Origin of the sequence: Bacillus sp. BB081 (assembly GCF_008368895.1) — a bacterium.
Taxonomy (GTDB): domain Bacteria; phylum Bacillota; class Bacilli; order Bacillales; family Bacillaceae_G; genus Bacillus_A; species Bacillus_A wiedmannii.
This window is the reverse complement of record NZ_QOZX01000156.1, coordinates 1-572: the sequence shown is the minus strand read 5'-3', so window position 1 is coordinate 572 and position 572 is coordinate 1. Positions and strand designations below refer to the sequence as shown.

The window sequence follows — 572 nt, the reverse complement described above, 5'->3', positions numbered from 1 at the left end:
CGTTTTCATGCACATCGTGCAGATGATATCGCGACAGCACTACGATTAGGACATGAATTTGACTTGGATATTACCATTGAGCATACAACCGATGGGATTAAGATTGCCAAAGAATTAGCGTCATCAGGTCGATATTGCAGTGTAGGTCCTACCTTATCTTCACGTAGTAAAGTGGAACTGCGTAACCTTTCTTGGGAAACGTATCCTGCTCTGTATCAAGCAGGGGTGCCGATATCAATCACAACCGATCATCCTGTATTACCTATTCAATATTTGCCAACATCAGCCAAAATGGCTATTCAAGCAGGATTGCCACTAGATGCCGCATGGGAAGCGTTAACGATTCAAGCGGCTCGTCATTTGCATCTAGCCGATTCTACAGGCTCACTAAAAGTAGGCAAAGATGCAGACATCGTGATCTGGAATACGCATCCGCTTACCGATTCAGGTGAAGTGGCTCTGACGATGGCAGGCGGACAAATAACATTTGAGCAGTCTGAACCGCAACTATAAATAGACAAAAAGTACACATCACTTATAGTACAAAATGTTAGCAAAAAATGAACTTAAAG

At 43.0% G+C, this 572-nt stretch carries 1 protein-coding gene; it reads left to right on the top strand.

Annotated elements, in window-relative coordinates:
* On the top strand, window positions 1–513 hold a 513-nt coding region (locus tag DN394_RS28805), incomplete at its 5' end, for an amidohydrolase family protein (RefSeq protein WP_149294477.1).
* Window positions 514–572 lie beyond the last annotated feature (59 nt).